Origin of the sequence: Haloferax prahovense DSM 18310, assembly GCF_000336815.1 — an archaeon.
Lineage (GTDB): Archaea > Halobacteriota > Halobacteria > Halobacteriales > Haloferacaceae > Haloferax > Haloferax prahovense.
Map to the genome: position 1 here is coordinate 1 of NZ_AOLG01000050.1, position 23,088 is coordinate 23,088.

Genomic DNA, 23,088 nt, shown 5'->3' on the forward strand with positions numbered 1-23,088 from the left:
GTGTATAAGAGACAGATGCTGGCCGACGACGACTGCACGGTGTTCATGTCGCTGGCCGGCGCGATGGTCCCGACCGGGATGCGCAAGGTCGTCTCCGACCTCATCCGCGACGGTTACGTGGACGCCCTCGTGACGACGGGCGCGAACCTCACCCACGACGCCATCGAGGCCATCGGCGGCAAGCACCATCACGGTGCTGAGCACCACGGCGAGAAGACCGAACGCGAGCACGACGAGACGCTCCGCGACGAGGAGGTCGACCGCATCTACAACGTCTACCTCCCGCAGGAACATTTCGCACTGTTCGAGTCGCACCTCCGAAGCGAGGTGTTCCCGGCGCTGGAGGAAGAGGGGACCGTCAGCATCGCGGACCTCTGCCGCGAACTCGGCCGCGCCAACAGCGAGGTCAACGACCGCGAGGGAATCGACGAGGACGCCGGCGTCGCCGCCGCGGCCTACGAGGCCGACGTGCCCATCTACTGCCCCGCGGTACAGGACTCCGTCCTCGGCCTGCAGGCGTGGATGTACTCGCAGACCTCGTCGTTCTCCCTGGACGCGCTGGCCGACATGACGCCGCTGACCGACCTCGCGTACGACGCCGACACGGCCGGCTGTCTCCTCGTCGGCGGCGGCGTCCCGAAGAACTTCACGCTCCAGACGATGCTCGTCACGCCCGGCGCGTACGACTACGGCGTCCAAATCACGATGGACCCGTCCGCGACCGGCGGTCTCTCGGGCGCGACGCTCGACGAGGCGCGCTCGTGGGGCAAACTGGAGAAGGACGCCCGCAACACGACGGTCCTCGGCGACGCGACCATCATGCTCCCGCTGCTCGTCGCCGCGGCGCGCGAGCGAATCGAGTAACGCGACGAGGCCCGCTGACGGCCGCGGCAGTCCGCACCACCGGCCGTCGCGTCACACCGCGTCAGGTGGGATACCTTTTTGCCCGGCGAGCACCCTTCCATGCCAACGAATGGCACGAGAGGGTGCACAGGGCGTTCGCGTCTGCCTCGACATCTGGCACCCGGACTGCTGGACGCTACAGGTGACGAGGGAGACGAGCGGCGGCTTGCTCGGCCACGGCGTCCACGAGATCGACGGCCTCGCCAACGGGCGTTTCACCGCCTACGCCGACACGGCCGAGGAGGTCGACGAACTGCTCGCGGCCATCCGCGCATCCCCGCTGACCGAGTCGGTGTGGGAGACCGACGAGCACGACGGCGACGTCGGGGTCCCGGGGAGCGCCGCCCGCGGCATCGTCGTTCGCTACGACCTCAAGAACTCAATCAACGACGCCCTCGTCTCCCGGGGGTTCATCCCCGACGAGCCGGTTCGGATGCAGGGCGGCCGCGAGCGCTGGACCGTGCTCGTCCACGAGACGCGACGGACCGTCCACGAGCGGTTAGCGGAGATTCGAGCGGAGCGAAACGCCGACATCGACGTGGAACTCGTCACCGCCCCCGAAGACGGCGGCGGCATATTCCGGACCGACGCGCTCTCCGAGCGTCAGCGCGAGGTGTACGAACTGGCCCGCCGCCGCGACTACTACACGTGGCCCCGCGAGGTGAGCGCCGCGTCGCTGGCGGCCGAATTGGACATCTCGAAGGCGACACTCCTCGAACACCTCCGGAAAGCCGAATCGAAACTGCTCGGCGACTACTGACTCCGTTCTTCGGGTTCTCGGGGTCGAAATCCGGCGGGTCGGCGCTCGGCCCACTCATGAGAGGGAGGGGTACTTTACCCGATACTCGAACCATGTGACAGTATGTCATCGGTAGACGTGAACGACGGGCGGAGCCTCTCGCGGGACATCGGACTGTTCGGCGCGGTGAGCACCGTGGTGGCAGGCACTCTCGGCGCGGGGCTGTTCGTCACCCTCGGCACGGCGAGTTCGACGACGGGGCCGAGCGTCATCCTCGTCGTCGTCCTCTCGGGGCTGCTCGCGATGAGTATCGCGCTCAACTACGGCTGGATGGCGACCATCTTCCCCGGCGCGGCGGGGTCGTACGCCTACGTCTCACGGACGTTCGACAGCCGTCTCCCCGGGTTCGTGGTGACGTGGTCGAAGTGGCTCGGCTACATGGCCGCCGACGCGGTCCTCGCCATCGGCTTCGGGAGCTACTTACAGGTGTTTTATCCCTCGGTCGACCCGACGCTGGCCGGATTCGGCCTGCTGACGGCTCTGTTTCTGGTCAACCTCGTCGGGTCAAAGAGTTACAGCGTCTCGCAGAACGCCATCTTCGGCTTCCTCATCCTGTCGATACTCGTGCTCGTCGGCCCCGGCCTGCTGAACGTCGACGCCGCGAACTACCAGCCGTTTTTCACCGGCGGCTTCGACGGCTTCGTCGCCGCCGCGGTCCCGCTGTTCTACGCCTACATCGGCATCGCCGTCGCCGGGCAGATGGGCGCGGAGGTGAAGAACCCCTCGCGGAACCTCCCGTTAGCGATGGCCGGCGGGACGGCCATCCTCATCTTCCTGTACGTGCTGACCGCCGCCGTCATCTACGGCGTCGTCGGCGACTACACGGTCCTCGCGAACTCGGCGCGTCCGCTGTCGACGGCCGCCGAAGTGTTCCTCGGCGACATCGGCACGGCCATCGTCGGCGTCGGCGGCCTGCTCGCGACGGCGTCGTCGGTCCACGCGGTCATGGCCGCGGGCATCAAGATGCCCTACTCGTGGGCGTGGGACGAGGTGTTCCCCAAGAAGTTCTCGGCGGTCTCCGACCGCTTCGGGACGCCCCACTGGTCGCTGTTGACGCTCTACGTCGTCGCCGCCGGGCTCACCTTCTGGAGCACCGGCCTCAGTCAGGCCATCGCTATCGCGACGTTCAGCTACCTCATCGCCTACGCCGCGGTGTCGATAACGGTGCTGTACGTGCTCTACAGCCGCACCGATCTCCGCGCGGAGGCGGGCTTTTCCCGCCCGTCGCTCCTCACGGTGACGGGACTCATCGGCTCGCTCGGCGCGGTCGGGCTCCTGACCGAGGCGTACAAGGGTTCGCTGTCGATTTACGTCCCGTGGGTCGCCGTCGGCCTCGTCGTCTTCGGCGTCTACTGGTACCGCGGCCAACAGAAGGACCACGACGTCGAGGCCATCCTCGGGACGCTCCCCGGCGTCCCCTCCGACGAGTACAACCCCTCGGTTCGCGGAGTGAGCGATGACTGACGACGCGACACCGCGCGGTGACCGCTCGGACGACTCCGACTTCGGCCTCGACTCAGCCCTCCGCGTCGACCCCGACGAGACCATCGACCTCTTGCAGGAACTCGTGCGGATTCCGAGTCCGTACTTCGAGGAGGCCGAGATAAGCGAGTTCGTCTACGGGTGGTTGGACGCCCGCGGGCACGACCCGGAGTACCACCACGTGAGCGAACCGGACATCACGGAGTACGAAGGCGACAACGTCGTCGCCCGACTGGCGGGGCCGGACCCGGACGCGCCGACGCTCCTGTTGAACGCCCACGTGGACACCGTGAAACTGGTCGAAGACTGGGACGAAGACCCGTGTTCGGGTCGCATCGAGGACGGCAAACTGTACGGGCAGGGCGCGTGCGACATGAAAGGCGGTCTCGCGGCCGTCATGACCGCCTTCGACACCCTCGCGGACTGCGACCTCGCCGGCGACGTGCTCCTCACGGCCGTCGTGGACGAGGAGGGGCCCTACGGACTCGGCACCGACCGGCTCATCCGAGACGGCGTCGTCGACGACTGCGACGCCGCAATCGTCACCGAACCCGGACCGATTCTCGCGCAGGAGGACGTCGAGAACCCGGCGCTCCTGCTCGGTGCGCGCGGCCGCTACTTCTACGACATCGAAGTGCGCGGGGAGGCGGCCCACGGGTCGAAGCCGGACACCGGCGTCAACGCGGTCGTCGAGGCCGGCAGGCTCGCGGCCGCGCTCGACGACCTCGACGTGGGCGACCACCCGAAACTCGGCTCGGGGTCGACCTGCCCGCTGAAAATCGAAGGCGGAAACCAGACGCTTTCTGTCCCCGAGCGCGCTCGCCTCATGGTCGACCGCCACGTCGTCGTCGGCGAGACCCTCGAAGACGCCCGCGCCGACGCCGAGCGCACCGTCGAGGAACTCGGGTTGGAGAGCGAGGTCGACGTCGGCTTCCGCGAAGCCCCCGACGAAGGCATCCGTTACGGCCCCTACGTGACTGACGAGGACCACCCGCTCGTGGGCGCGCTCGCGAACTCCACCCGCGCCGTCGCCGACACCGACCCCGCCTACGGCTACTTCTCCAGCGTCGGCGACTTCAACTACCTCGGCGACCGCGCCGCCCTCCCGACGGTCATCGTCGGTCCCGACGGCGAGAACATCCACGCCGCCGGTGAGTTCGTCTTCACCGACGACGTGGTCCAAGTGGCCGACATCGTCGCGGACGCCGCCGTTCGGTACCTCGGCTGACTCGGCGTTCGTGCCCGTTCCCGAGGCCGCGCGTTCTCAGCTCCGAGAATCGGGCGTAAACACCTAACAGCCCCGCCCGGTACCTCGGACGCAATGACAGCGCCCCCGCTCACGTCGGTCGTTTCGGACCGCACCGACGTCGAGCTCGCCGCCGTCTTCGAGCGCGTCTGGGAGGCGCGGGGCTACGAGACGCGCGTCCGGTTCCGCGGCCCGGACGTGCACGTCGAAGCCGCCGGGGAGACGCCCGAGGGCGCGACGCGCGAACTCCGAATCTGGATTACGACCACCGGAACCGTCACCGCGGACAAGACGAGTGCGTTCGTCCGACGGTGCGAGCGCGCCGGTATCGAACCCTACGTGGCGGCGGTCGGAGGCGGCCGCGTCGCCCCCGACGCCCACCGCCGCGGCCTCGTCGTTCTCGACGCGCCGGCGCTCGCCGTCGAAATCCGCGAGACCGGCGTCGAATCGTTCGTCCGCGACCTCGCTGCCCGAGAGGAACCGGCGGCGACGAACTGGCTGGGCGAGCGAATCGAAGGCCGCGGAGGCGATGGCGACGACGGCACAGAAGGCGAGCGTGACGAAGCCGAAGGCGACGAGGCCGACCGACTCACTCGACGCGAGGCGCTCAAAAAGGCCGGCACCTACGTCGCCGGCGGCCTCGTCACGTATCTCGCCGTCGAGCGCGTCTCGGATGTCGTCCAGCAGTCGCCGGAACTCCGCGCCGCGGTCGCCCGTCACGCGGTGTGGGTCGACGACCGCCTCCCCGACGTAGCGCTCCCGACCGTCGAGTGGTCACTCCCGACGCCGCAACCACTCTCCGAGGAATCGACGCTCCCGAATCGAACGACTGCGGTGGCGACGCCGACGAACGCGACGACGATTCCATACGGCGACCTCCGGACGAATCCCGAGTCGTACGCGGGAACGACCGTCACGTACACCGGTCGCGTCGAGGAGACGATGGAACGCGACGAGGTCCGACTGGCGCTCGTCGCCGTCGAGGACGACCGGGGGCGACTGAGCGGCGATGTGGTCGCCCGATGGCCGACCGGGCGCTTTTTCGGCGACGATATCGGCTTTCGACTGCTCGCCGACGAGCGCGTCCGACTCTGGGGCGTCGTCGCCGGCGAGGGCTCGATTTCGGGCGGCGTGCAGTACCCCCGCATCGACGTGTCCGTGTTGGAGAAGTCGTGAGCGAGTCGGTTGCGGGGCGAGCGAGACCGATGGTGATTACTCGGTCGCGAGGCGAGAGCGAGGTGGCCGATGACGACGGCACCGTTCCGAACCGAACTAGGCACTCGGTGATGCGGAGCCCTATGAGTGCCGAGGCCAGCTTTCTATCCATAGACTTTGGAAGAGAAGTAAACGAACGTCAGAGAATCACGTCTGCTACTCTCTGAGAGAGGAGGGTCGTATTCAAAAGGCGAATAGAGTGCGCTTTGAGGAGCCACATATGCCCCGTTACTTCTCGCGAGGTACCGACTCTATTAGTCGAAATGCAGGTTATACAGCGAGAATCGGTGACTTCCATTTCCTCGTTCTTGAATCGCCGGAGTAGAGGTTTATTTACCCACCTTGTCCAAGAAGGTCGTGAGTCCCGGATGGACGTGCTGGACAAACACTACGACAAGCGTTCCGGACAGGTGAACATGGAATAAGGCCGGACATACCTCGAAGATGACTAAGTCAAAAAACCGGCATCCAGGGAATCAACCGAATAACGAAGTCCGCAATCACGGTGAATAGTCCGAATGCCTCCAACACGAGAACTGCAGTTAGAACTGTTACTACAATTGTGAGCCAGTACACTCCGTTCTGAAGGTCAAGGCTTGACTGGGTGAGAGTCTTCATTTCCTCCTGAAGTTCGACGCTGGTTTCCGCAAGCTCATAGTTCATCTCGGATATTTGAAGGTCTAGTTGTTGATTTAACAAATCAATAGCAATACTATATCGGTCCTCGAACTGTCCATACTGTTTAATTACTGCTTCATTCATTTCGGCAGTGTCTTTCTTTATGTTTGGGAGGACACCCATTACCTCAGGATTGTATCCTGGATTTGGGAGACTCTGGTTCTGCTTGAGAGGGATGGGGAGTTCCTGTGAACTTCCAGTAAATTGGATGGTTCCGCCACCTGTTCCTGCATATGCCATTTGTGCTTCTTTTTGTCCCATTAGGAGAGATTCAGTAGCATCTGTTCTATCTAGAATATCGATATACTCATCATAGAACCCAGCCTGCGCCTCTTGTAAAATCTCGATATAGTCCTCTAAGTGATCTTCATCCACGCTTCTCGGCATTTTCCTAAGCCTTTGACTATATCCATGTATCTCATCAGGTTGTACCCTGAACCAATATAGGTAGTACAGATAGGGTAACAGTTGTATAATTTTTTCCGTTGAGGAGTAATTCAGAAGAGAGGGAAAAGGGTCTTCGAATTGTTCAGTTTCGGGGAAACGAAACGGAGCGGACTTATCCTCGTCATGGAACTCAACGATTGATAAACCAGAGTAACCAATCCAGTTTCCCATCCCGCTAGTTTTCGATTCTGCATTTAGCAAGGCAGACGACTCAGTGATATAGTCGAGAGACATGAGACCGTTTGGTGAAATCCGGAAACGAGAACAGAAGTCTTCGTCCCGAAATGTATTTGTGAGATCACTCAAGTCTTCTTTCGAAAGGTTCCCCTCGGGAATTGGAAAGGCCGATTGGAGATTCTCACAGAGAATCTGTGTAGAGGTGAATGTAAGGGGTGAATCCACTGAGAGAACACCTCTATTGTTTCTACCATACTCTGCAAGGATTCCAGGATAATCCGTCGAAAATGCTGACTCCCAAATTTCAGACACTTTGTTGTGTGCCTCGCTCAAATTTATTAGCGTATCAGAATCCTCATCCGGTAGTAAATCATCCCAAGATGTCTCTGGTATTTTCACCAGAAGTATACGCATTTCAGGAGCCTTTTCGGGGAATTCTAGCACAAAAACCTGGGAGTCACTGACGTTAGAATCGGAAATAGCACCCCAGTCCTGAAACCTGAGGGAACCCGTACCCATCGAGCTCATTAGCCCCCAACCAGGTTCGTGAGTAGCATTGGTTCGTTCCAGCAGAAACTCAGAGAGTTCTTGATAATCCGCTCTCTCAACAAAATCGACCCCCAATCCTTCTAGACCCTCTAAGTTCATTTGTTCTACCAAGTTCTATTCATCCATCTCTCATAAGATGTCTGGACTATGTTACTATTTTCTAATGAGTTGATTACAAGTCATAGATTAGTAGTTGGTCCAGTTCGCTCCTACTACAATCAAACGGGCTCGGAAGTCGTCAACGAAAGCCCGAACGAATCCTCTAGTTCCCGGTTCGACCATCACTTCGGCGTTGGCGTGAACCGTCTCGCCGTCCTCGTTCTCGTAGGTCGTAGCATGAGTACGGCCTCCTCAAGAAACTCCTGCGAGACGTTTCTGAGTGCCTCGCTCTCCGTATGGAGATTCCCGTTCGTATCTACTGTTCCGACAACCTCGCCCCGCTCGTGATTGATACTCTCGATCTTGAAGGTTGTCTAATCATCAGTTGCATCCACCAGCCCCTCCCCGACGGAAAATTGTCCTCTATCGTTTCATATAGGTCACACCCAGAGATTCCGTCGAGATGTGTGTTCGAGGGTGCTAATTGGGGAATATGTCGAACACAGAATCAACCTGCTTAGACGCTATTCTCTCTTGTTCTGGCCACTCAAAATATAGATGCAGTTGGCAGGTGTATGCTACAGCACGTCTGAAACCGAGTAGCTTTCAATATTATCTACCCCGTTTAGTGCTCGCGCTTCACCAATCATCGTTAGTCTATAACGACTCGATCAAATCCTATATACGCTGTTCAGAGGCCTTTGGAGAGCACATCGTTTACAGATTTATTTGCGAGAGAACGAGAGAACGAGTCTCTATCATGTTCTATCAAGTATTCCCAATTCTACAGCTTAGAGTGAATACGCTGATCCAAACGCTGATTCAACAAAATCTGTATTTATCGTCAGGAGTTTGCCTTGTACACAGTATTCACATTATTATATTATATATGGATGAAGTGGTCTGAAGGGTCTGACTTCGCCTCAGACTGTTTCAGTGACTCAAGAACTCTTTTCTCTGCTTACGGATCTCATCGTGGTTTCGAAATTTAGACAAAAACTCGTCGTCATCAATTAAATGCTCATCATGTTCATATATCCAGTAGTAATTATGTCCTTCTCGTTTCTGAGAGACATAACCCATCTTCTCAAGAGTCTTGAGGCTGTTATAGACCTGTGAAGCTCCGACCTGAACGTGACTCGAGTTGGTAACGTCTTTTCTTCGGGTTTTGCCGTCATGTTCAAACACAATTGACCGAACAATTGAGAACATAGTCTCTCGTGACACACCTCGCCGGTCGGACGTGTTCGGTTCAAATGGTGTTATGTCTTGCTCTACTTTTCCAAGCACTTTTTCAATGGTTAGTTGTCTGTAGTCCGGTCTACTTGCCCACTTTGGTGGGCTTAGATAATCCATCACATCTACTACATCCTGTTTGTCCCCAAATACCCAATAGAGAATGTATATCATCGAAGCCTCTGCCTGAGAGCGGTTATCGAAACGCCTGCATTCTCTTTCAGCAACTCCTGCCTCCCGAAGGAATGGTCTCGGGTCTAACTGTCCAGACTGGGCCCAAGCGGTAAATCCATCCATCTTTGCGTTAACGCTACGTGCCCATGCAAGGAGTCTCCGCTGCTCCCCAGTTATTTTGGAGCTACTTATCCTACCATTGTACGTGGTATTTTTCCGGGACGAGTAATTGTCAAAACCCTCTACGAGATTCACCAGTATGTCCGAATCTAGTTCAGCTATCGGGACATTGCTCGAAATTTTATACCTGCCTTCACCGACTTCAGAACAATCGTGTTCTGATTTGTCGCATGAGTTTAGAACTGAACCCGGACCAACAACATACTGGTTGTGGGCTCGGATCTCGATGATATCTGGAGCTGGGTTCCGTCTTCCAATTTCTTGTTTTAGATAATCCGGAGTTGACTCATCTACAAGATAATACAGATGTAAACCACCATGAGGGGTGGAGACAGTCAGTGTTCTAGGTAATTCTTTAACATAATCAGGGGTGGCGTTGTCCGCGTTATTGTAGGTATCTACGTCGATTACCAGGAGCCCCTTTCCACCTCGAACTGCGTACTGATTTTCAACTTCTTCGATTGGGAGCCAGTCATGGTCATCTTTGGGCTCTTTTTGTCCATTCAGTGGGAACGACCGGTTAGTCGTAAGTCCTGCACGAGTAAGTTTGCCTATCAGGTTTTCACGTTCTTGGTCTTGCTTGAACTTCATTTTCAGTCACGAATTCAGAATTCATTGCGTGACTGGCGAAAACCCTAGGCCTCTGGATATCGTGTTTTCACACGCTCATCCTCAACCAGTGAGCTTCTCGATGTGATGAATGCGGTGACGAGATCTACGAGTCTCGTTTTACACATTCATCATCGTCCAATCACGTTCTTCCGATGGTTCTCTCTGAATTCAAATCACATATGGTCCAGAGAGTGTTAAATTCTCCCCAAATTGTGTGTAATATACTCCAATATGTTACGAATGCACATCATGAACGGACCTATACGATATGATTTAAATCATATCTGATGTATTTTGGTGACGCCTCAGGGGCTTATACAACGACTATGAGTTCGTCACCCATGATGATATTGTCAATTTGAGATGCAAGAATACGGAAGTTAAGAAGTTCACCGACAAGTACCGTAGCTTCTTCTTTTGAACTGAGATCGTGAGTGGAGATAACGAATACAAGGTCATCAATCGGAATCGTTGTCCTATGCGGGATATCCTGAAAGCACCCGAAATTTGTGTTGTGACTTCGATTTGCTGCCTGTAAGAGTCTACGTTTGAATGGAATTTGCCCCCATACAGAATGAGTGATGGGCCGAGAATCAGTCATCTACTCCTCTGAATCCAATTGTATTTCGTCGTCTTCAACCTCACCAGTAAGATATCGTTCACCAAGTTGTGTGATCCGATAGTTCGTGGGGTCTACTCGCTGGAGAAGGCCAGCATCCATGAGCTTTCGACACCGTCGAGAAATATATTCAGAGGTATAGTCGATGTTGGCTGCAATCACCGACGCAGACGAGATTATGTCTTTCTCGTGTAGGAACTCCAAGATTCTCTCGTCTGCCTGTGTCATCCATTCGACTCGGGGTCGCATCAACGCCCGACAAGTCGTGTGATTGCCGTTTATGAAGTGGCGAATGCGTGGTTGTGGACCGTGACTATAGTGACTGAAACCACAATATTTTGTGGTTAGTCTGTGTCGAGTCGTCGTACAGCACAGAAATGACTCTGAACAAGAAAGAAATCGAGAAGCTAGCAAGGGAGTACCACAAGGTTGAGGGAGAGCACAATTACAAACTCGAAAACAGGTTACTCAGCTCTCTGCCATCGAAATTCGAGAACAGCAGTTGGGGAATGAACGACATGATGGACATTATGTCTTGGATGCGGCCAGCTTTGAAGAATCATTTCAGTCAGAATAGCCACTCTGATGTCCAGAACGCTGTTCGTCGTGCGACGAAGGCAACGGATGTCTCAGACAAAATTGAGGCACTCAACGAGATCTACGGTGTCAGAACGAAGGTTGCCTCGGCAATTCTGATGTACATGGATCCAGACGATTTCTCCGTCATGACGAATCCATCTCTGATCGGGCTTCGAGATAACGGCTACTCTGTTCCAGCACCTTCTGATAACCCTTCAGCTGACGAGTACGCGCAATATCTGGATGAGTGCCGTTCTATTGCGAGTCAAAACAATGTGAGTTTACGAACTCTCGATAGAGCGATGGTCGTGTCCAGTAGCGATTGAACTCTCGCACTAGATCGTCGGCTTAATGCAATGGAGATACTCTCTCCGCGCTTCGTCGCGGTCAACTCTTGTGTAGATATCCATCGTCTCTTGCTTCGAGTCTCCACGGATGTATTTCAGAATGTGTGGCTTCATTCCCTCATTGCGCATTAGAGTCGTGAAGACTGTCCGGTAGGTGTGTGGTGTGAACTTCTTATGGAATCGCGTCTCTCCTTCGTCCATGATGTCTACGGCGACAGCGGCCTTCTTAATCGACTCCTGTATTCGAGTTGGTCCAACGCGGTTGTGACGAACGCTCAGAAACAGATAATCCTCGTCAACAGGTGGACGGACGATTTCGTAACGTCGAATCGCCTTCGTCACCTCGTCATCAATCGGGACAACAGTCTGCTTGCCACCTTTGCGCTCTTGGAGTCGAATGAAGCCGTCTTCAAGCATTAAGTCGTCTCGCTTGATTTCCAGTGCTTCGCGTATTCGACATCCAGTCTTCAATAGAATCGTCGCAATCGCCTTGTCTCTGGGGTCTGTGATCTCGTGAATGATACGACATCCGTTTGACCAAGTCGCGCAGTCTGGCCGGTCTCTGTACAGCTGTGGGATTTCTTCGAGCACGACAGCCGCAGGATTACCAGTTACGTCCTCAAAACGAGGACGCTTCATCGTATAGCTGTAGAACGAACTCAGCGATTCCAAGTAACGACGTTTGGTGTTCTGCGATAGCTCACGTTGGTCTAACTGGAACAGATATTCCTCAATGTCGTGGACTGTGATCTCTGAGGGCTCCTTCTCAGGGAATGTATTATGGAAGAAGTTTTTCAGAGTCCTACTGTACTCATTTAGCGTACGAGGACTGCGCCCCATAGTCCGCTTTCGTTTGATGAAGTAGTTGACCGACTCGTGCTTGTTCTCGTAGATTATCTCACGAGACTCGCCAGTCATTGTTCGCCCTCCACATCAGAAACAAGACGCCAACCGTGACCGCTCTTGTATTCAGACTCGTTATTTGATGCAAGGTCGAACAACTCGTCTTCAACTATCTGTTGGACTCTGTCTCGAATAGCGTCAGAGTTCAGTGCCTCATCGATAATCGAATCGAGTGGTTGGAATCTGTCCGTGAGATGCTGTCCGACGTCTACTCTATCAACAACATCAACCTCAGATGTCGGAGACTTACGCGCTGCTTTGAGTTTCGTTTCCAGCTCCTCAATCTCATTGGATAACTCTTCGATGCGCTTGTCTTGCGGCTCTGACGCAGAGAGAAGGCCCTCGCGTTTTGCACGTGCTTCTTGAATTAGTTCGATGAGGTAGCGACTTCGGCTTCGGTAGCCCTTCTCGTCTGCTTCGTCCATCCACGTCTCCGCGCGTGTTCGCGAGGGGTAGATTGCGACGTAAGTTGTCTCTTCTTTTAGACCGACTTCACGTTCCCAAGTGCCTTGGTCTGGTTTTTGTCCCATACCAGACATAATGCATGGAACGTCCTAGGCGTATGGATAGAAACACTGGCCATATCAGGTGTTAAGATATAATTCGTGGCCAATGATTGATATAGTGTCAAGTAACTCTGTATTCATGAACTCCATGTCATATCTTGTAACTAACGTGACTGCTGATGATCCCGTTTGGGAGTATGATTTCCGTAGAGAAATAGCCGAAGTGAGTGGGAAATACAAGATAGCGACTCTCAAGCGAGAATTAAACAAATTGATGGACAAAGATCCAGACTCAAAGATCTCCACAAAAAGTATGAAATCTTTCTGTCCAGCCGTCAGTCCAGCAATTCCGGAGGCGTATGAAATACATGACACAAATAGACCCGCTGGAAAGAAGGCAGGAGAACTTCGCCGGTTCCTATCTGAGCAGATTGGCCGCCCTCAATATGAGAAGATCATCCGTGTCACGAAGCGAGACCTGGTAGAACTAGTCGTTGCTCTTCGTGCAGCCAAGGATAATATTGATCGACCAGTAACCGCTGTTCCAACAATACTACCTGAAGGCGCAGAGCAATTTATCCCTGATACTGCGCCCGCACGTGAGCAAGCAACACATCATCCAGAAGTGGACCCAGACAAGGTCATCAAGTTGGACAAAAGCTGGGAGACCCACCTCGAGTCTTCGATTTCCGATGATCCTTGGCACGTCTACGAGATTGATGTGACTCCACGAATTAAATCAGAGCCAGAAGATATCGAGCTTCTCCGACGCCACGCAAAAGCAATGGAACGTTACGGGATAGCCATCAACCAAGTTGAAGGCTCTGGTGAATCACTAGACGGCGTCGGTTTCGACCGTTAGAATTTGGAAGATGAAGCGGGAAACCGTCGATGCTCTATGTCGAAAATCTCCCGCTTCACGAAGAAGGCGGTCACGTTGGCTAAAAATGTTGTTGGTGACCGAGGCGAAGTCGCCGCCCCCGAAGGGGGTGGCGGCTTCGCCGACTACGCTCTCGTATCGCTGCACTGTCTGCGGATTTACCTCGATGAGTCGTACCGCAACGCACTGGATCTGCTGAGCGAAATGCCGCATATTCTCGCCGAGATCGGCCTCGAAGAGGGCGATCTCCCTGATCACTCGACGCTAGTTAAGGCGTTTGATAGGTTTCAGATGAAGGTCTGGCGAGTGCTGCTGCGCCTGTCGGCGCAGCTGCACGACCCCTCGGGTCACGCCGCCATCGATGCCACCTTTTTCGACCGCGAAAACGCTAGCAAGCACTACTGCCGCCGCACGAATTATCGCGTTCAGACACTCAAAGCGACGGCTCTCGTCGATACGCAAACCCAAGCTGTTCTCGACGTTCATTGTACGACCGAGAAGACCCACGACACACAACTCGGCTGGCAGGTCGCCTGCCGCAACGCAGGCGACCTGCACAGCCTCGCCGCCGACAAAGGCTACGACTTGATGCAGTTACGCGAAAAACTACGCGAGGAAGGCGTGAGACCGCTGATTAAACATCGTATCTTCCGGCCCATCGNATGTGTGAGACCGTCTTCTCGTCGATCAAGCGCACGCACGGCGACGCCGTGCGTGCGCGAACGTGGTACCGTGAATTTCGTGAACTCGTCTTGAAATGTGTCGTTCACAACATCAAGCGTGCCGCAACATAGCCAAATCAACCGCTGTATGGCGATTCACCAGAGCCAAGTTGAAGGAATCTACCGAGCGGCCTATCATCTCAATAATAACGACTCAGTCTACTACGTGGGAATCTCAAACGAGGTCAGCAGGAGGTTTGAACAACACGTAAAGGGTGCTGCTTGGAGTGGGAGCAAATTTCCGCATCTGTTTCATCCCACGAATGGCGTGATAGACATAACCGGAGCTGATTCAAAAAAAGCGGCAAAGACACTAGAAGAGCAGCGTGCATTAGAACTCAGTAAGACCGATTTCTCTTGGGCGTATTTTAACTGATCTTAGTCACCACAAACAATCTCAGATTCTCTGTGTGGTCTGATTTTTCTAAACTATTGAACCAAGATCGAACTACGGAGTTGAGTTCTGCAATAGCGACATGGATAGATTCGCTTAGGATGAGTGCCGAGGCCACTTTCTCACGCGAAGTCTCTCACCCCTCGGCCAGCGTCACGCGACCTAGTGAATTTGCCGCCCGAGCATATTAAACCCACTCTCGGTTCGAGTCGCGAGAGAACGGGGCGAGTAATACAACAAACTCAATCAAGAACACACAGAAAGAAACAATGGCATCAGTCGAGATACTAGCACTTGCGGCGAGCGTCCCGATAGTCGTCGCGTTCGTCCTCCTCGCCGGGCTTCGGTGGTCGGCGGCGCGGTCGATGGGCGTCGGCTGGGTACTGGCGACGGCGTTGGCGCTCACGGTCTGGCACATGGAGCCGACCGCGTGGGCGGGGGCCGCGATATACGGCGCGCTGGAGGGGCTCAACATCGTCCTCATCGTCTTCGGGGCGATTCTGCTCATGAACTATCTCGAGGTCAGCGGTTCCATCGAGACGATTCGGTGGTACTTCCGCCGACTGGAGCGCGACCGCCGCATCCAGTTGCTCCTCATCGGGCTCGGCTTCGAGACGATTATCGAGGGCGTCGCGGGGTTCGGGACGCCGGGAGCGCTGGCCGCGCCGCTTTTCATCGGGCTCGGCTTCCCGCCGCTGGCGGCGGCGGTCTTCGGCCTGTTTTTCAACGCGCCGAACCCGCAGTTCGGTGCCGCTGGGACGCCGATTATCGGCGGCGTCAGCCAAATCGAGTCGATTCTCCCGGCGGCGATGGCTGGGGGACCGTTCCGGCAGTTGGTCTCGGCATGGACCGGCGTCATGACCGGACTGACGTTCGCGTTCTGGGGCCTCCTCGGCGTGTTTCTGCTGGTCTACTGGTTCGGCGACGACGACGAGCGGTCGGTGCTGGGGGCCGCGCGTGCCGCCGCGCCCATCGCGCCGTTCGCGCTCGTCCTCGGGGCGTTGACCGGGGCGGTTCAGCTCGCGGTCGCGTGGTTCATCGGCCCGGCGCTCCCCGATATCGCCGCCGGCTTCGCCGTCCTCGCCGTCGGCGTCGTGATGGCCGACCGGGACGTGCTCGTCCCGTCCGAGCGGTGGACGTTCCCCGACCGCGAGGGCTGGCTCGACGAGTGGCTGGGCGGCCTCGACCCGTCCTCTCTCGACACCGACGAGCCGCGAAAGCGGATGCCGGTCTGGATGGCGTGGGCACCGTACGTCTCCGTCGCGCTCGTGCTGCTCGTCACGCGCTGGCCGACGTTCGACCTCGTGTCCGTCTTGCAGGGGTACACCGTCGGTCCCTACGAGATATTCGGGTACGAGACGATGTCGTGGTCGCTGGCGTATCTCTACCTGCCGGGGACGATGCCGTTTCTCCCCGTCGCTGTCCTGACCGGTGTGTTCTACCGGATGGACACCGGTGAGATGGCCGACGCGTGGACCGAATCCGGGAGACAGGTCGCGACGGCGGCGGTGACGCTCGTCGTCGCCGTCTCGCTCACGCAGGTCATGATTCAGTCGAGCATCAACCCCACCGACACCGTCGGGATGATGAACGTCCTCTCATTGGTGCTGGCCGAGGGTGCCGGGGCGGCGCTTCCCTTCGTCGCGCCGTGGATCGGCGCGCTCGGGACGTTCGTCACCGGGAGCAACACCACCTCGGACATCCTGTTCAACGCCCTGCAGTACAACGCGGCCGCCGACGTCGGACTCTCCCGCGCGCTCGTCGTCGCCATCCAGAACGTCGGCGGCGGCGTTGGGAACATGATTTCCGTCCTCAACATCGCCGCCATCTCCGGCGTCATCGGCATCGCGGGCCGCGAGGGCGACATCCTTCGGAAGGTGGTCGTGCCGACCGTCGTCTTCGCGCTGTTCGTCGGTGCCGTCGGGTCGCTTCTGGTCTACGTCGTCGCGCCCGGCGTGTTCTGAGCGACCGCCGGGGAACGCCGCCCTCGCAGAGAGCGAACCACTTTTGGGCCGATTCGTGAAACGGACCCCATGCAGCGACTCGAGGAGTCCCTACACGAAGCGCCCATCATCGACAAGGACGGCTACTCCTATCTCGTCCATCCCATCAGCAACGGCGTGCCGATGCTCGATCCGCAACTCCTGCGCGAGGTCGTCGTCGGCATCACCCGCGCGGCCGACCTCGACGTGGACAAAATCGTCGCGCCCGAGGCGATGGGCATCCACATCGCCACCGCGCTGTCCCTCCAGACGGACATCCCGCTCGTCGTCATCCGCAAACGCGAGTACGGCCTCGACGGGGAGGTCGCGCTCCACCAGACGACCGGCTACTCCGAGTCGGAGATGTTCATCAACGACATCGAAGATGGCGACCGCGTGCTCGTCGTGGACGACCTGCTTTCGACCGGCGGGACGCTCGCGGCCATCTGCGGCGCGCTCGACGACATCGGCGCGGACATCTCAGACATCGTCGTCGCCATCCGGAAGGTCGGTGAGACCGCGCTCGACGACACCGACTACGAGGCGACGAGCCTCGTTGACATCAGCGTCGACGAGGACGGCGTCGAGATTCACTGAGCGGAGCCAGTTGCGGTCGATGCGACGTCAGTTTCCCCCTCTCGCTCACCGAGTATGCACGCTCGTGTTCAATACGGTGTGTCAGAGGCAGTGAAATACGCTCGAACGCGAAACTATTATTGAATGGGGGTCGCTCGTGGCGAGTACAGATGGCAGACGACAGCGGTGAACTCGGCCTCGAATACGAAATCGACGACCGGCCGCCGTTGCTGGAGTCGATTCTCCTCGGGATACAGCACGTCTCGGTGATGATCGTCCCGGCGACCGCCGTGGCGTTCATCGTCGCGGGCGCGGTCGGCCTCGGCGTCGCCGACACGGCCTACGTGGTCCAGATGGTGCTCCTGTTTTCGGGGCTCGCGACCGTGGTACAGGCGTACGCCGTCGGGCCGGTCGGCTCGCGGCTCCCCATCGTGATGGGGACGAGCTTCACCTTCGTCGGCGCGGCGACGACTATCGGCGTCGATTACGGCCTGAGCGCGGTGTTCGGCGCGATTCTCGTCACCGGCTTCGTCGTCGAGGGACTCATCGGCTGGCAGTTCGACCGCATCAAACCCTTCTTCCCGCCGCTCGTGACCGGACTCGTCGTCGTCATCATCGGGCTCTACCTCGTCCCGGTCGGCATGGACTACGCCGCCGGCGGGGTCGGAGCCGCCGACTACGGCGCGGCCCACAACATCGGTCTCGCGGCGCTCGTCCTCGGCGTCGCCATCGCACTCAACCTCTTTACCGACGGCATCACGCGACTCCTGAGCACGCTCGTCGGCATCGCCGTCGGCTACGCCGTCGCCGTCCCGCTCGGCGTGGTCGACTTCTCGCCCATCGCCGACGCGGCGTGGTTCGCGATTCCCCGCCCCGGCGCGTTCGGCGTCAGCTTCGAACCGGTCCCCATCGTCACCTTCGCGTTCCTGTTTCTCGTCTCCGCGATGGAGACCGTCGGCGACATGTCCGGCATCACCGCCGCCGAGGGCCGCAACCCGACCGACGAGGAGTTCCGCGGCGGCCTGTTCACCGACGGCTTCATGAGCTCTATCGCGTCGGTGTTCGGCGCGTTCCCGGTCACCTCGTTCTCGCAGAACGTGGGCATCGTCAACTTCACCGGCGTGATGAGCCGGTACGTCGTCGGCATCGCGGGCGTCGTTCTCGCCGTCCTCGGCCTCAGCCCGAAGGTCGGCGCGGCTGTCGCGACCATCCCGAGCGCCGTCTTCGGTGGCGCGGTCCTGCTCATGGCCGGGATGGTCGCCGCCAGCGGCGTCCGTCTCGTCTTCCTCCACACGAATCTCGACCGGCGGAACATGGTCGTCGTCGCCACCTCTCTCGGCCTCGGTCTGGGCGTCGCCACGCGTCCCGACGCGCTCTCGGGACTCCCGCAGGCCGCCGCGACGTTCTTCAGTCAGCCGGTCATCGTGACCGCGCTGACGGCGCTCGTGCTCAACACGCTCGCGCCGGGCGACCAGAGCCCGCTTTTCGACGCGGCAGACGAGTCGGTCGCCGCGGACGGCCGCGCGTCAACCGACGACTGACACGCACCGGATAGCTGATAACCGGTTCCGGTTTCAGTGGTCGGTTTATATTTCGTGTCTCGCGACTGTCGGGAAACCGTCCGGATTACCGACGAATTGATTTCTGTTCGCCGCATCATCACTTCACGAGATGAGCGAGCAGCGGGTCACATTCAACGGGGATACGCGGGTACTGTACCGGCAGGCGGTCAGAACGCCCCTGCCGGACGAGGACGCCGAGCGACTGTTCCACGAGAACATGATGAACATCGCTGACGCCCAAGAGCGGAAGGCGGACATGCTCGCCGACCCCGACATTCCTCTGCTCGAAGCCTACGAGACGCAACTCGAAGGCATTGCCAAGAGCTACAAGCGGCGCTGTCACCACATCGCCGGCGACGACTACGAGGAGATAGCGATGGCGTACAACCGCGGGGAGCGAGACGACCGCGTCGGCGCGCTCACGGCCTACTACTTCGAGGGGCTCTGGCGGATGCAACAGCGAATCACCGTCACCGACATGCTGTTTTTCCCCATCATCCTGCGGTATCCCGACTGCTTTACGGTCAACATCCGCTTCGCCAGCGGCCACACGACCACGGAGTCCGTCCTCTACGAGTCGCCCGAACACTCCACCGAGGAGCTCGACGACGAGTAGGCAGAGCGCTACTACAACGAGAGCCTCTACTCGCAGAAGGAGGCCGCCGAGTACATCAGAGACACCGCACAGATAATTCGCGAGGAGTTCCCCAGCCCCGACGAGTCCACGTTCGAGGAGCGACAGTACGGCGGCATCACCTCCGCCGGCGGCCGCAAGGGACCGGTGTTCTCGTCGATGCTCAAACGGGTCGAACCGGACCCGAACCGGTTTTCCGAACCGGTCGACGAGCCGACGCTCGTCGAGGAGGGCGAGGAGGCGCGGCGCACCGAGCGTGAGCTACTCCCCGAGGGCGCTATCGTCCTCTGAGGCGGTCGCCGCCGAGTCGCCGCCGTCTGCCGCCCTGCGAGCAACGGTATAAGTATTTCACCGCCAAAGACGAGCCATGGACGATCACGCGCGGGGGTCGCGCCGCGAGACGCCGCGAGACGTGGTCAGATTCTATCTTCTCGACCACCGGACTGCGGTCGGCAAGACCATCGACATCGCGCTCCTCGCACTCAACCTGCTTTTCGTCGGGGTGTTCGTCGCCGAGACCTATCCGCTTTCGGCGTCGGTGCAGTCGATGCTCTGGTCCGTCGAGGTCGTCGTCTCCATCGTGTTCCTCGCGGAGTTCCTCCTCCGACTCTACGGCGCGCGGGACCGGACCGCCGAACTGTTCAACGTCTACTCGTTCGTCGACCTGCTGGCTATCTTACCGACGCTGGCGGTGCTCGCGCTCCCCGTTTCGTCGGTCGCCGCCAACATCGGCTTCCTGCGAGTGATTCGCGTAGTCCGCGTCTTTCGGTTCTACCGGTTCACGCGCGACGAGGAGTTCTTCTTCGGCACCGTCTCCGTCGGGACGCTCCGCGTGATTAAACTGCTGTTGACGGTACTCACCATCTTCTTCGTCGCCGCGGGGATGTTCTACTCGTTCGAACACCGGGCGAATCCCAACGTCGGGACGTTCGGCGACGCGTTCTACTTCATCGTCGTCACGCTCTCGACGGTCGGTTTCGGCGACATCGTCCCGGTGACCGAGGCGGGGCGGTGGGTGACGGTCGCCGCTATCCTCGCGGGCATCATCCTCATCCCGTGGCAGGCGAGCAAGATTGTCAAGGAATGGGGCCACCGCAACAAGGTCTCCGTCACCTGCCAGAACTGCGGACTCGCATACCACGACGCCGACGCCTCTCACTGCAAGTCCTGTGGCCACGTCATCTATCAGGAGTACGACTCGCGGGAGTGAGAACGCACGCGGCCGCGACGCGGTCACAACCGCGGGTCGAACCGCCGCCGCTGTTCGAACATTAATATTTATTATAGATTGGTCTGTACTGCCGGGTACAACAATGTCGGTCGTACGCGTACTTCGCTAACTCTTCTCGTCGCCGCATAGCCGTCCGACCGACCCGAACCATCCAAAATCGTGAGCACAAACGCCACCCCGACCTACGAACCGACCCTGCGAACAGACCGCGAGCCGACCGCCGAGACCGACGCCAGCGCAGACGCCGACCCCACCGACCCCGCGTCAGGCGTCGCCCGGTGTCAGCGCCAGTTCGAATCGACGCGCACCGAGCGCATCCACAACCTCGTCGACCGCGAGAACCGGTCGATGCCCCGGATGAACCGGGAGTCCGCATCCGACTGAGGTGCGTCGGCGGCGCATCCGTGACCGTTCCCGTCTACGTTCACTTGCGGAGACACGTCGCTTGAAGTGAGTGGCCGACCGACGGGTGAGCGATGCGATTGGCACGGATTCGAACCGACGACGGAGTGGTGTCGGGCCGGTACGACGACGGCGTCGTAACGGCCGACGGCGAGGAGTACGAAGTCGGCGTCGACGCCGAGTTGCTCGCGCCCTGCGAGCCGACCGCGCTCTACTGCGTGGGTCGGAACTACGCGGCGACGGTCGACCAGATGGACTACGATATTCCCGACCAGCCGGACTGGTTCATCAAGCCGCCGGTGTCGGTGCTCGACCCCGGTGCGGACATCGAGTACCCCGACTGGACCGACGAACTGACCTACGCCGGCGAACTGGCGGCCGTCATCGACCGCGAATGTTCGGACGTGGCCGAGGAAGACGTGTCCGATGTGGTCCGGGGCTACACGATTCTCAACGACCTCGACGCGCTCGACCAACCCGGCCGGACCGCCCGGAAGGCCTTCGACGGCTCCGGGCCGCTCGGCCCGTGGATAGAGACCGACGTGGAGCCCGCGAACATCGACATGACGACCCACGTCGGCGGCGAACTCCGGCAGGAAGCGAACACCGAGCGGATGCTCTTTTCGCCCGCCGAGGTCGTCTCGTTCCTCTCGGAGCGCTACACCTTCCGGCCGGGCGACGTGATTTCGTTCGGCAGCCCGGCGAACCCCGGACTGGTCGAGCCCGGCGACGACGTGGAAATCTGGTACGAAGGCGTCGGAACGCTCACGAACAGCGTCGTCGACGGCGAGTAAGGAGGCGCGCGGCGAGACGACGAGGTGTGAGCGGACGACCGACGGTCGTCAGACAGCCCGGCTCAGTTCAGCGCCTCGACCTCGTCCGTGAGGTCGGCCGGCTCGTCCACGGGACCGTTGACGAACAGACCGTGAGCCATCACGACGGCCGCGAGGGCGCTGAAGCCGACGAGCGTCGTCTGCGGCTCCATCGGGGTGAGTCGACCGGCGGCGACGCCGGCGACGAGGCTCCCGAGGATGCCGAGGAGTACGAGGTCGTAGTACTGCCACGTGTAGCCCATGGAGAGGCGTTGGAGAGCCAGCGGCGAAGGCGTGGCGCTCGGTTCCGCCGTCGAGGACGGTGAAACGAACGCCGACGCGTCGGTGCCGCGGGGAGGACGGTCACGGAACGGCTATACGTCGCCAGACACTCGAACCCCTATGGAGTATCAGACTGCGCTCGACCGAGCGCTCAACGTCCTACCGGAACGAAACGTCGAACAGGAACGCCTCACAGTGCCGGACCCGTCCGGCGAGACCGACGGCGCGTTCACCCGCCTCACCAATCTCGGGGAGATCGCGGACGCGCTCTCGCGGACGCCCGCGCACCTCCACAGCGCCATCCAGCGCACGCTCGGGACGAGCGGCCAGCTGGAGGGCGACCGCGCCCGCTACAGCGGGTCGTTCTCCATCAACGACTTCGAGGAGGCCATCGACGGCTACGTCGAGGAGTACGTCATCTGCTCGGAGTGTGGCCTGCCGGACACCCGCCTCGTCACCGAGGACGGCGTCGACATGCTCCGCTGTGAGGCCTGTGGTGCGTTCCGGCCGGTCCAGAAGCGCTCCAGCGTGAGCAACAAGCGCCAGCGCGAGGCCGTCGAAGAGGGTCGCACCTACGAGGTCGAAATCACCGGGACCGGCCGCAAGGGCGACGGCGTCGCCCAGCGCGGGAAGTACACCATCTTCGTGCCCGGCGCGCAGGAAGGACAGACCGTCCGCGTCTACATCAAGAACACGAGCGGGTCGCTCGCGTTCGCGCGACTCGCCTGAGCCGGACGCACGCGTCCCACCGACGCGGCGGAACACGAGTCGCTCGGCGACCGAATTCCGCGCACAGTCTCATATTCTCTCGCCGCGGTCGCTTCTTTCGCGGGCCGGTTCACCGACGTCGGTGACGCCCG

21 protein-coding genes and 2 pseudogenes are annotated in these 23,088 nt (G+C 59.2%); 17 read left to right on the forward strand and 6 right to left on the reverse strand.

Going from position 1 to position 23,088, the window contains the following annotated elements; translation table 11 throughout:
* The 5 genes from C457_RS14540 to C457_RS14560 form a co-directional block, all read left to right on the forward strand.
* On the forward strand, positions 1-864 hold an 864-nt coding region (locus tag C457_RS14540), incomplete at its 5' end, for a deoxyhypusine synthase (RefSeq protein WP_049913614.1).
* 109 nt (positions 865-973) lie between these two features.
* Positions 974-1,663, forward strand: a complete 690-nt coding sequence (locus tag C457_RS14545) for a helix-turn-helix domain-containing protein (RefSeq protein WP_008095784.1) — start codon at positions 974-976, stop codon at positions 1,661-1,663.
* 102 nt (positions 1,664-1,765) lie between these two features.
* Complete coding sequence (locus tag C457_RS14550; protein WP_008095785.1) at positions 1,766-3,166, forward strand: APC family permease; 1,401 nt, start codon at positions 1,766-1,768, stop codon at positions 3,164-3,166.
* Positions 3,159-4,412: a M20 family metallopeptidase gene (locus C457_RS14555; RefSeq protein WP_008095788.1), complete on the forward strand. Its 1,254-nt coding sequence runs from the start codon at positions 3,159-3,161 to the stop codon at positions 4,410-4,412. Before C457_RS14550 ends, C457_RS14555 begins: the two co-directional genes overlap by 8 nt.
* A gap of 93 nt (positions 4,413-4,505) precedes the next feature.
* Positions 4,506-5,606: a hypothetical protein gene (locus tag C457_RS14560; protein WP_008095789.1), complete on the forward strand. Its 1,101-nt coding sequence runs from the start codon at positions 4,506-4,508 to the stop codon at positions 5,604-5,606.
* Between the two features lie 492 nt (positions 5,607-6,098).
* Here the strand turns inward: C457_RS14560 and C457_RS20175 are convergent, their stop codons facing one another.
* From C457_RS20175 to C457_RS19765, 3 genes are all read right to left on the reverse strand, one after another.
* Positions 6,099-7,595 carry a hypothetical protein gene (locus C457_RS20175; protein ID WP_152420026.1) on the reverse strand — a complete coding sequence of 499 codons (1,497 nt, stop codon included), beginning with the start codon at positions 7,593-7,595 and terminating at the stop codon, positions 6,099-6,101.
* Positions 7,596-8,528: 933 nt separating this feature from the next.
* Positions 8,529-9,776 (reverse strand): bifunctional DNA primase/polymerase, encoded by a 1,248-nt coding sequence (locus C457_RS19760; RefSeq protein ID WP_083864301.1) that lies wholly within the window; start codon positions 9,774-9,776, stop codon positions 8,529-8,531.
* A gap of 622 nt (positions 9,777-10,398) precedes the next feature.
* Entirely contained in the window at positions 10,399-10,644 is a 246-nt protein-coding gene (locus tag C457_RS19765) for a MarR family transcriptional regulator (protein WP_008095791.1), read from the reverse strand.
* Positions 10,645-10,793: 149 nt separating this feature from the next.
* Here C457_RS19765 and C457_RS20180 point away from each other — a divergent pair, with 149 nt between their 5' ends.
* A complete protein-coding gene (locus C457_RS20180) occupies positions 10,794-11,321 on the forward strand; it encodes a hypothetical protein (RefSeq protein ID WP_008095792.1) in 528 nt (175 codons plus the stop codon).
* 9 nt (positions 11,322-11,330) lie between these two features.
* Here the strand turns inward: C457_RS20180 and C457_RS14570 are convergent, their stop codons facing one another.
* Both C457_RS14570 and C457_RS14575 read right to left on the reverse strand, forming a co-directional pair.
* On the reverse strand, positions 11,331-12,260 hold the full coding sequence (locus C457_RS14570) for a tyrosine-type recombinase/integrase (protein WP_008095793.1): 930 nt from the start codon (positions 12,258-12,260) through the stop codon (positions 11,331-11,333).
* Positions 12,257-12,670 (reverse strand): hypothetical protein, encoded by a 414-nt coding sequence (locus C457_RS14575; protein ID WP_008095794.1) that lies wholly within the window; start codon positions 12,668-12,670, stop codon positions 12,257-12,259. Before C457_RS14575 ends, C457_RS14570 begins: the two co-directional genes overlap by 4 nt.
* A gap of 220 nt (positions 12,671-12,890) precedes the next feature.
* Here C457_RS14575 and C457_RS20185 point away from each other — a divergent pair, with 220 nt between their 5' ends.
* The 10 genes and pseudogenes from C457_RS20185 (at position 12,891) to C457_RS14615 (ending at position 21,928) form a co-directional block, all read left to right on the forward strand.
* The gene (locus C457_RS20185; protein WP_152420027.1) at positions 12,891-13,613 is read left to right on the forward strand and encodes a hypothetical protein; all 723 of its coding nucleotides are present in this window, start codon (positions 12,891-12,893) and stop codon (positions 13,611-13,613) included.
* 36 nt (positions 13,614-13,649) lie between these two features.
* Positions 13,650-14,425, forward strand: a pseudogene (locus C457_RS14580) (IS5 family transposase).
* Between the two features lie 16 nt (positions 14,426-14,441).
* Complete coding sequence (locus tag C457_RS19770; protein WP_083864303.1) at positions 14,442-14,729, forward strand: GIY-YIG nuclease family protein; 288 nt, start codon at positions 14,442-14,444, stop codon at positions 14,727-14,729.
* Between the two features lie 287 nt (positions 14,730-15,016).
* Positions 15,017-16,711: an L-lactate permease gene (locus C457_RS14585; protein ID WP_008095797.1), complete on the forward strand. Its 1,695-nt coding sequence runs from the start codon at positions 15,017-15,019 to the stop codon at positions 16,709-16,711.
* A gap of 69 nt (positions 16,712-16,780) precedes the next feature.
* Entirely contained in the window at positions 16,781-17,326 is a 546-nt protein-coding gene (gene hpt, locus C457_RS14590) for a hypoxanthine/guanine phosphoribosyltransferase (protein WP_008095802.1), read from the forward strand.
* A gap of 149 nt (positions 17,327-17,475) precedes the next feature.
* Positions 17,476-18,846, forward strand: coding sequence for a uracil-xanthine permease family protein (locus C457_RS14595; protein ID WP_008095805.1), 1,371 nt, complete (start codon positions 17,476-17,478; stop codon positions 18,844-18,846).
* 130 nt (positions 18,847-18,976) lie between these two features.
* Positions 18,977-19,792: pseudogene (locus C457_RS14600) on the forward strand (hypothetical protein).
* 76 nt (positions 19,793-19,868) lie between these two features.
* On the forward strand, positions 19,869-20,711 hold the full coding sequence (locus tag C457_RS14605) for a potassium channel family protein (RefSeq protein ID WP_008095807.1): 843 nt from the start codon (positions 19,869-19,871) through the stop codon (positions 20,709-20,711).
* A gap of 180 nt (positions 20,712-20,891) precedes the next feature.
* A complete protein-coding gene (locus tag C457_RS14610) occupies positions 20,892-21,116 on the forward strand; it encodes a hypothetical protein (RefSeq protein ID WP_008095809.1) in 225 nt (74 codons plus the stop codon).
* A 92-nt stretch (positions 21,117-21,208) separates the two neighbouring features.
* A complete protein-coding gene (locus C457_RS14615) occupies positions 21,209-21,928 on the forward strand; it encodes a fumarylacetoacetate hydrolase family protein (RefSeq protein ID WP_008095811.1) in 720 nt (239 codons plus the stop codon).
* A 62-nt stretch (positions 21,929-21,990) separates the two neighbouring features.
* On the opposite strand, the gene C457_RS14620 is transcribed toward C457_RS14615, so the two are convergent.
* Positions 21,991-22,209, reverse strand: a complete 219-nt coding sequence (locus C457_RS14620) for a hypothetical protein (protein WP_008095813.1) — start codon at positions 22,207-22,209, stop codon at positions 21,991-21,993.
* A gap of 139 nt (positions 22,210-22,348) precedes the next feature.
* On the opposite strand from C457_RS14620, the gene C457_RS14625 reads away from it, so the two are divergent.
* A complete protein-coding gene (locus C457_RS14625; RefSeq protein ID WP_004062666.1) occupies positions 22,349-22,957 on the forward strand; it encodes a translation initiation factor IF-2 subunit beta in 609 nt (202 codons plus the stop codon).
* Positions 22,958-23,088 lie beyond the last annotated feature (131 nt).

What these genes read in the sequence shown, in the direction of transcription:
- C457_RS14545 (WP_008095784.1), top strand. Translation starts at nt 974, where the DNA reads ATGGCACGAGAGGGTGCACAGGGCGTTCGCGTCTGCCTCGACATCTGG.
- C457_RS14550 (WP_008095785.1), top strand. Translation starts at nt 1,766, where the DNA reads ATGTCATCGGTAGACGTGAACGACGGGCGGAGCCTCTCGCGGGACATC.
- C457_RS14555 (WP_008095788.1), top strand. Translation starts at nt 3,159, where the DNA reads ATGACTGACGACGCGACACCGCGCGGTGACCGCTCGGACGACTCCGAC.
- C457_RS14560 (WP_008095789.1), top strand. Translation starts at nt 4,506, where the DNA reads ATGACAGCGCCCCCGCTCACGTCGGTCGTTTCGGACCGCACCGACGTC.
- C457_RS20175 (WP_152420026.1), bottom strand. Translation starts at nt 7,595, where the DNA reads ATGAACTTAGAGGGTCTAGAAGGATTGGGGGTCGATTTTGTTGAGAGA.
- C457_RS19760 (WP_083864301.1), bottom strand. Translation starts at nt 9,776, where the DNA reads ATGAAGTTCAAGCAAGACCAAGAACGTGAAAACCTGATAGGCAAACTT.
- C457_RS19765 (WP_008095791.1), bottom strand. Translation starts at nt 10,644, where the DNA reads ATGACACAGGCAGACGAGAGAATCTTGGAGTTCCTACACGAGAAAGAC.
- C457_RS20180 (WP_008095792.1), top strand. Translation starts at nt 10,794, where the DNA reads ATGACTCTGAACAAGAAAGAAATCGAGAAGCTAGCAAGGGAGTACCAC.
- C457_RS14570 (WP_008095793.1), bottom strand. Translation starts at nt 12,260, where the DNA reads ATGACTGGCGAGTCTCGTGAGATAATCTACGAGAACAAGCACGAGTCG.
- C457_RS14575 (WP_008095794.1), bottom strand. Translation starts at nt 12,670, where the DNA reads ATGGACGAAGCAGACGAGAAGGGCTACCGAAGCCGAAGTCGCTACCTC.
- C457_RS20185 (WP_152420027.1), top strand. Translation starts at nt 12,891, where the DNA reads ATGAACTCCATGTCATATCTTGTAACTAACGTGACTGCTGATGATCCC.
- C457_RS19770 (WP_083864303.1), top strand. Translation starts at nt 14,442, where the DNA reads ATGGCGATTCACCAGAGCCAAGTTGAAGGAATCTACCGAGCGGCCTAT.
- C457_RS14585 (WP_008095797.1), top strand. Translation starts at nt 15,017, where the DNA reads ATGGCATCAGTCGAGATACTAGCACTTGCGGCGAGCGTCCCGATAGTC.
- hpt (WP_008095802.1), top strand. Translation starts at nt 16,781, where the DNA reads ATGCAGCGACTCGAGGAGTCCCTACACGAAGCGCCCATCATCGACAAG.
- C457_RS14595 (WP_008095805.1), top strand. Translation starts at nt 17,476, where the DNA reads ATGGCAGACGACAGCGGTGAACTCGGCCTCGAATACGAAATCGACGAC.
- C457_RS14605 (WP_008095807.1), top strand. Translation starts at nt 19,869, where the DNA reads ATGGACGATCACGCGCGGGGGTCGCGCCGCGAGACGCCGCGAGACGTG.
- C457_RS14615 (WP_008095811.1), top strand. Translation starts at nt 21,209, where the DNA reads ATGCGATTGGCACGGATTCGAACCGACGACGGAGTGGTGTCGGGCCGG.
- C457_RS14620 (WP_008095813.1), bottom strand. Translation starts at nt 22,209, where the DNA reads ATGGGCTACACGTGGCAGTACTACGACCTCGTACTCCTCGGCATCCTC.
- C457_RS14625 (WP_004062666.1), top strand. Translation starts at nt 22,349, where the DNA reads ATGGAGTATCAGACTGCGCTCGACCGAGCGCTCAACGTCCTACCGGAA.